We start from the raw sequence: 6,246 nt of genomic DNA on the forward strand, positions 1-6,246 counted from the left end.
ACGCGCCAGCGACCTCAGCGATCTCGTCGCGGCGATGGACGTGCAGGCAAGGCTGCGCGAGCAGCTGGCGGCCTTGCCCGGCCCGCTGCCGCGCCCGCCGCGTCCCGAAGCCGCCCAGGTGATCGACGCCGCGCAGTTCGTCCCCCCGCCGCAGGGCCTGTCCACCTGGATGCTGCCGGTCATCGGCCGGGTCGTCACCGGTTTTGGCGAAAGCGCACCGGGCCAGGCCCGCGCGCAAGGGCTGACGATGGAAACCCGCGCCAACGCGCAGATCATCGCGCCTGCCGCCGGGCGCGTGGCCTTCGCCGGACCCTATCGCGGCCATGGCCGGATCGTCATCATCGAACACAACGGCGACTGGACGAGCCTTGTCACCGGACTTGCCCGGCTCGAGGTCAAAGTGGGCGACACCCTGGTGGCAGGCGCCCCGCTCGGCCAGACCGGCCCTGGCGCGCCGCGCGTGATGGTCGAGCTGCGCCACGGTGGCGAACCGGTCAATCCGCTGCAATATGTGCGGGATATCTGACCCCCCCTTCCGCAAGCGGGAGGGATGCAACGGTCCCTTAGAGCATTTTCCAGTCAGGTAGAATCACCTGACGGTTCAAAAAATGCGCAAAAACAAAGATATAAAGCGGTCGATCCGATGCAATCGGATCGAAGACCGCTCTAGCCTTCGGGCCCCAGGGTGCAGATGCGCGAGCCGCCCTTCCACAGCTCCACCGCCTGGTCGAGCGCGGCGTTGCGGGTCTGGAGGAAGGCGTCCGACAGGCTCACCGCGCGAAACGATCGCCGCCGGCCCGCTTCGCCCGCGCTGTCGAGGAAGACCATGGTAAAGCTGTGGTCCGATCGTCCCGGCATCGTCTCTTCCCTGTCCAGTACCCTGGCCTCGATCCGGCAATTCAAGCCTTTTCGATCCACCGGCCACGCGCTGCGACCGGGAAAGCCTGCATTCAGCCTTTCTGGCGTATGAACGCCCGGTCACAAGCCGTTAATGTTGCGACACGGCAAAAGGTTCCTTCGCGCCCCTCCCAATATCGTCCGGCAAGGCTATATGGTCGGGGCGGGCGATTGCTTGGGGCGATTGCTTGTGGTTGTCGTGCCCGATAGGGTACGCGTCCGGAAACCGGTGCCCGGATCTGGCTGGCACCCGAATAAAGAGGCAAGACGCCCGATGAAGTTCGTCCCCCTGATGCGTGCCGCGCTGCTGGTATCGGCCCTTGCGGTGATCCCCTCCGCGACAGCCGGGCTCGCCGCCGTCGACAGCCGCGTCAATCCAGAGTTCGACAAGCTCTTCCACATCTACGCGCTCATCAAGGCCAACTACGTCGATCCGGTCGACGACGACAAGCTGCTCAAGGGCGCGATCGACGGGATGCTGGCCAGCCTCGACCCGCATTCGAACTACCTCGACGGGCCCTCGCTGCAGCGGCTCGAGACGATGATCGACGGCAACTATTCGGGCCTCGGGCTTTCCGTGGTCGAAGACGACGGCGCGGTGAAGGTCATCTCGCCGTTCAAGGGCAGCCCGGCGGAAAAGGCGGGAATCAAGGCGGGCGACTACATCACCCACATCAACGGCACGCTCTACTACGAGCGCGATCTGGATGAGGCGGTGTCCAAGATGCGCGGCCCGGCGGGCTCCACGGTCAAACTGACGATCTACCGCCCCGGCCGCGACGAACCCTTCGACGTGACCGTGACGCGCGGCGTGATCGAGCTCGAGCCGGTGACCTCCGAGCTCAAGGACGACGATGTGGGCTACGTGTCGGTCAACGAATTCTCGCGCGATGTCGGGCGCGACGTCGCCAAGGCGGTCGTCTCGCTCAAGAAGGAAGCCGCGCTCAAGGGCACCGCGATGGTCGGCCTCGTGCTCGACCTGCGCTCCAATCCCGGCGGCTCGCTCGACGAGGCGGTGGCGCTGTCGGACCTCTTCCTCGACCATGGCGTGATCGTCTCGCAGCGCGGCCGGGTGGCGAGCGAGAACCAGTTCTACCGCGCCGAGACGATGTTCAAGGGCGACGCGCTCAAGGGTCTGCCGATCATCGTGCTGGTCGATGCGGGCTCGGCCTCGGCCTCCGAAATCGTCGCGGGCGCGCTGCAGGACCAGCACCGCGCGGTCATCATGGGCGAGCGCACCTTCGGCAAGGGCTCGGTGCAGTCCTTCCTCCCGCTCGACGATACCAGTGCGATCAAGCTGACCACCGCGCGTTACTACACCCCTTCGGGCCACTCGGTACAGGAAGGCGGGATCGAGCCCGACATCGAGGTGCCCCAGCTGTCCGACCCCGATGCGCGCGTGCGCGCCGAGAACGCGGTGCGCGAATCCGACTTGCGCGGCCACCTCGTCAACGAGGCCGCGCTCAAGGACAAGGACCTGGAAACCGACAAGAAGAACGATCCGCGCTTCGACGTCTCGGCCGAGCAGCTGGAGAAGGAAGGCATCAAGGACTTCCAGCTCCACTACGCCATCGCCACGCTTCAGCGCACCGCGGGCAAGCCCGCGCTGGCCAAGGCCAGCCCCAAGCCGGCGGCCCAGAACGCGGCCAAGACGAACTGAGCGGACCAGCGCCATGATTGCCAACCTGCCCACTTCGCTGCGCGCCGCGCGCCTGCTGGCCTTGCTGGTCCCGCTCGCCGCGCTGGGCGGAGCCTACCTTGGCCAATACGGCTTTGGCCTTGCGCCTTGCGAGATGTGCTGGTGGCAGCGCTACCCGCACTTCTTCGCGCTCGCCATCGCCGCGCTTTCGTTCGTACGCGCGCCGGTGCGCCCGCTGGTCGCCATCGCGGCGCTGGGCATTCTGGCCTCCGGGTTGATCGGCGGCTACCACGCCGGGGTCGAACTGGGCTGGTGGAAGGGCCTGACCGAGTGCACGGCCATGGTCTCGGGTTCGGCCGACCCGCTGGCGGCCATCATGAAGGCCCCGCTGGTGCGCTGCGACGTGGTGCAGTTCGCGTTCCTGGGCATTTCGATGGCCGGATGGAATTTCATCGCCTCCACCCTTTCGGGGCTGGCGATCCTGGGCCTCGTCGGCTCGAGCAGAAAGGCAAAGTGACATGACTTCCCCCGCGAACGCCGCCCGCAGGGCCCTGGCCGAACGCATGATCCGCGTCGACCAGGCGGGCGAATACGGGGCGGTGCGCATCTACGCCGGTCAGATGGCGGTGATGGGCAACCGCGCGCCGCATTCGGCCGAAGTGGTCCACATGGCCGAGCAGGAAGACGTCCACTACGCGCGCTTCAACCAGCTCATCGCCGAGCGCGGGGTGCGCCCCACGCTGCTCCAGCCGGTGTGGAAGGTCGCCGGGTTCGCGCTGGGCGCGGCCACCGCGCTGATGGGCCCCGAAGCCGCCATGGCCTGCACCGCCGCGATCGAGACCGAGATCGACAAGCACTACACCGAACAGCTCGAGGAACTCGGCGAGGATGACCCCGAGCTGGGCGACACCATCCGCCAGTTCCGCGACGAGGAGCGCGAGCACCGCGACACCGCGCTCGCGCTCGGCGCGGAAAAGACGCCCGCCTACCCGCTGCTGTTCAACGCCATTCGTCTGGGCTGCAAGGCCGCAATCAAGCTGTCCGAACGGATCTGACACCGGCCGCCGCGCTTGACCGGGCGCAAGGTGGGACGGGCAACTTAAGCTATCGTTCAATCGGGGAAAGGGTATAGGTTCGCAGGTGTGCGCACCCCTCGAGCAGCCCCCGCCGGACGGCTAGCCCGGCATGGACCGCGAACTGCCGCGAACTGGAGTTACGATACGATGAGCCGCCTTCTGACCACCGCCGCCGCGCTTGCCGCCATGGCCGCGGGCCTGACCCTGGCCGCCGCCCCCGCCGCCGCGCAGGACGACGACGATGGCGGTGACCGCATCAACCAGGTCATCGTCTATGGCGATGATCCCTGCCCCAAGTCGACCGGCAACGAGATCACCGTGTGCGCCCGCAAGCCCGAGGAAGAACGCTACCGTATTCCCGAACCGCTGCGCGGGATCGACAGCCCGCAGGCGCAGACCTGGAGCAGCAAGGTGCAGTCCTACGAAACCGTCGGCGCGTTCGGCACGATGAGCTGCTCGCCCGTCGGCGCGGGCGGTGCGACGGGCTGCGAACAGCAGCTGATCGACAAGGCCTATGCCCAGAAGAAGAACGGCTCGGACGTCAAGTTCTCCGAACTGATCGACAAGGAACGCCAGCGCCGTCTCTCCACCATCGACGCCACCGCCGCCAAGGAGCAGGCGCAGGTCGAAAAGGAAGAGGACGCCTACTTCGCCAAGAAGGAAGCCGAGGAAAAGGCCGCCGAGGCCGCCAAGAAGGATACCAGCGGAACCGATCCGCAGCCGTAAGCGGCTTTCAAGCGGGTAAGCCCCCCTGCCTCCGACGCCCGCCCCCGACGCTTGAGGGGATGGCCCGCCGGGGGCAACGGCCCTTGGATAAATTTTCCCAACACGTCCAAAAAAGGGCCGCGAAGTCTGACTTCGCGGCCCTTTTTTGATCGGTTGATCGCTCCGGCGCTCAGGCCAGCGCGATGTCGGGCGCGTCTTCCTGCTTCATGCCGACGAGGTGATAGCCCGAGTCGACGTGGTGCACTTCGCCGGTCACGCCCGAGGACAGGTCCGAAAGCAGATACAGCGCCGAGCCGCCCACGTCCTCGATCGTGGTGTTGCGGCGCAGCGGCGAGTTCAGCTCGTTCCACTTGAGGATATAGCGGAAGTCACCGATGCCGCTGGCGGCGAGCGTCTTGATCGGACCGGCCGAGATCGCGTTGACGCGGATGCCCTGCGGCCCGAGGTCATTGGCAAGGTACTGCACCGAGGTTTCCAGCGCCGCCTTGGCCACGCCCATCACGTTGTAGTGGGGGACGACCTTTTCCGCGCCGTAGTAGGTCAGCGTCAGGATCGAACCACCTTCGGGCATCATCGCCATCGCGCGCTTGGTCACCGCGACCAGGCTGTAGGCCGAAATGTTCATCGTCATCAGGAAGTTGTCGAGGCTGGTGTCGACATACTTGCCGCGCAGCTCGTTCTTGTCCGAAAAGCCGATGGCGTGGACCACGAAGTCGATCGTGTCCCAGCGCTCGCCCAGCTGGGCGAAGGCGGCGTCGATCGCCGCCATGTTCGAGACGTCGCAATCGATCAGGAAATCACTGCCCAGGCTTTCGGCGAGCGGCGTCACGCGCTTCTTGAGCGCGTCACCCTGATAGGAGAAAGCCAGCTCGGCTCCCTGTTCGTGCAGTTGCTTGGCAATACCCCAGGCCAGCGACTTGTCGTTGGCTAGCCCCATGATCAGGCCGCGTTTTCCCTGCATCAGACCGGTCATTCGTTGTCTTCCCGTGTTTCGTTATCGTCCGGCCTATGGGCCGTTTCGGATGGCTCGCCCCTGTCACGTCCTTTCGGCGCTTGCGCAAGAGCGGCGTTCAGTTCTGCCCCGACGACCATCCCTAGGCCGACAAGCCAGAAAAAGAAAAGCGAGATCATCACTCCGGCGAGGCTGCCATAGGTGAGATCATAGACGAAAAAGTTGCGCAAGACGCGTGGGAGCGCCCAGGCGACCATCAGCCACCACCCGGTGACCAGCGCAGCGCCGGGCCATTTCGGATAGTGGCGCGCCTGATAGTGTCTCGGCGTCAAAAGGTAAATAAGCCCGTACAGCGAGCCGAACAGGGTGATTGCGCTGGCGATACGGGTCACCACGATCTGGTCGAGCACCCCGTCGAGCCGGGGAAACAGGATCGCGACGATCTCCTCGATCGCGCTGATCAGCACCTGCGAGGAAAGCGAGACCAGCAGTAGCAGCACCGAGGCGAAGATCAGCCCGGTCGAATAGAGCCGGTAGTGCCAGTAGGCGCGCGTCTTGCGCAGGCCATAGGCGCGGTGGAGAATGTCGCGGATGGTCTCGATCAGGCTGGTCGCGGTCCACAGGCCCAGAAGCCCCCCCAGCCACAACAGCCAGCCATGGCGCGCCGCCACCACATCGCGCGCGACCGGGCCAAGCACTTCGGCCACGCGCGGCGGCATCGCCAGCAGCACGGTGTCGATCGATCCGTCGAGCCGCCCCGCCTCGCCCAGCACCGAAAAACTCGCCGCGAGCACGATGAAGAAGGGAAACAGCGCCATCAGCGTCATGTAGGCGAGGTTGCCGGCGTGGATGAACCCGTCGTTCCAGGCGCCGGTCGCCACCCGCATCACCACCTCGAACGGGCGCGTGCCCCGGCCTGCACGCCGCGCGAGGCTGCGCGCCAGGCGACGGCGGCC

Annotated in this window: 8 protein-coding genes; 5 read left to right on the top strand and 3 right to left on the bottom strand. The window is 66.1% G+C overall.

Annotated features, from left to right (window positions below; translation table 11 throughout):
• Positions 1-526, top strand: a 526-nt coding sequence (locus MTR62_RS19310; protein WP_244024012.1) for a murein hydrolase activator EnvC family protein, incomplete at its 5' end; no start/stop codon positions are given.
• Between the two features lie 140 nt (positions 527-666).
• Here the strand turns inward: MTR62_RS19310 and MTR62_RS19315 are convergent.
• Entirely contained in the window at positions 667-858 is a 192-nt protein-coding gene (locus MTR62_RS19315) for a hypothetical protein (protein WP_244024014.1), read from the bottom strand.
• Positions 859-1,171: 313 nt separating this feature from the next.
• On the opposite strand from MTR62_RS19315, the gene MTR62_RS19320 reads away from it, so the two are divergent.
• From MTR62_RS19320 to MTR62_RS19335, 4 genes are all read left to right on the top strand, one after another.
• The gene (locus MTR62_RS19320; RefSeq protein ID WP_244024016.1) at positions 1,172-2,557 is read left to right on the top strand and encodes a S41 family peptidase; all 1,386 of its coding nucleotides are present in this window, start codon (positions 1,172-1,174) and stop codon (positions 2,555-2,557) included.
• A gap of 13 nt (positions 2,558-2,570) precedes the next feature.
• Entirely contained in the window at positions 2,571-3,053 is a 483-nt protein-coding gene (locus tag MTR62_RS19325) for a disulfide bond formation protein B (RefSeq protein ID WP_244024019.1), read from the top strand.
• 1 nt (position 3,054) lies between these two features.
• Positions 3,055-3,591 carry a demethoxyubiquinone hydroxylase family protein gene (locus MTR62_RS19330; protein ID WP_244024021.1) on the top strand — a complete coding sequence of 179 codons (537 nt, stop codon included), beginning with the start codon at positions 3,055-3,057 and terminating at the stop codon, positions 3,589-3,591.
• A gap of 168 nt (positions 3,592-3,759) precedes the next feature.
• Positions 3,760-4,338 carry a hypothetical protein gene (locus tag MTR62_RS19335; protein ID WP_244024023.1) on the top strand — a complete coding sequence of 193 codons (579 nt, stop codon included), beginning with the start codon at positions 3,760-3,762 and terminating at the stop codon, positions 4,336-4,338.
• A 169-nt stretch (positions 4,339-4,507) separates the two neighbouring features.
• On the opposite strand, the gene fabI is transcribed toward MTR62_RS19335, so the two are convergent.
• Both fabI and MTR62_RS19345 read right to left on the bottom strand, forming a co-directional pair.
• The gene (fabI, locus tag MTR62_RS19340; RefSeq protein WP_244024025.1) at positions 4,508-5,311 is read right to left on the bottom strand and encodes an enoyl-ACP reductase FabI; all 804 of its coding nucleotides are present in this window, start codon (positions 5,309-5,311) and stop codon (positions 4,508-4,510) included.
• Positions 5,308-6,234, bottom strand: a complete 927-nt coding sequence (locus MTR62_RS19345) for a YihY/virulence factor BrkB family protein (RefSeq protein WP_244024026.1) — start codon at positions 6,232-6,234, stop codon at positions 5,308-5,310. The genes fabI and MTR62_RS19345 overlap by 4 nt, the downstream gene beginning before the upstream one ends.
• Between the last annotated feature and the right edge of the window lie 12 nt (positions 6,235-6,246).

The sequence above is a fragment of the Novosphingobium organovorum genome (assembly GCF_022832435.1).
Classification (GTDB): Bacteria; Pseudomonadota; Alphaproteobacteria; order Sphingomonadales; family Sphingomonadaceae; genus Novosphingobium; species Novosphingobium organovorum.

What these genes read in the sequence shown, in the direction of transcription:
- MTR62_RS19330 (WP_244024021.1), top strand. Translation starts at nt 3,055, where the DNA reads ATGACTTCCCCCGCGAACGCCGCCCGCAGGGCCCTGGCCGAACGCATG.
- MTR62_RS19315 (WP_244024014.1), bottom strand. Translation starts at nt 858, where the DNA reads ATGCCGGGACGATCGGACCACAGCTTTACCATGGTCTTCCTCGACAGC.
- MTR62_RS19335 (WP_244024023.1), top strand. Translation starts at nt 3,760, where the DNA reads ATGAGCCGCCTTCTGACCACCGCCGCCGCGCTTGCCGCCATGGCCGCG.
- MTR62_RS19325 (WP_244024019.1), top strand. Translation starts at nt 2,571, where the DNA reads ATGATTGCCAACCTGCCCACTTCGCTGCGCGCCGCGCGCCTGCTGGCC.
- MTR62_RS19320 (WP_244024016.1), top strand. Translation starts at nt 1,172, where the DNA reads ATGAAGTTCGTCCCCCTGATGCGTGCCGCGCTGCTGGTATCGGCCCTT.
- fabI (WP_244024025.1), bottom strand. Translation starts at nt 5,311, where the DNA reads ATGACCGGTCTGATGCAGGGAAAACGCGGCCTGATCATGGGGCTAGCC.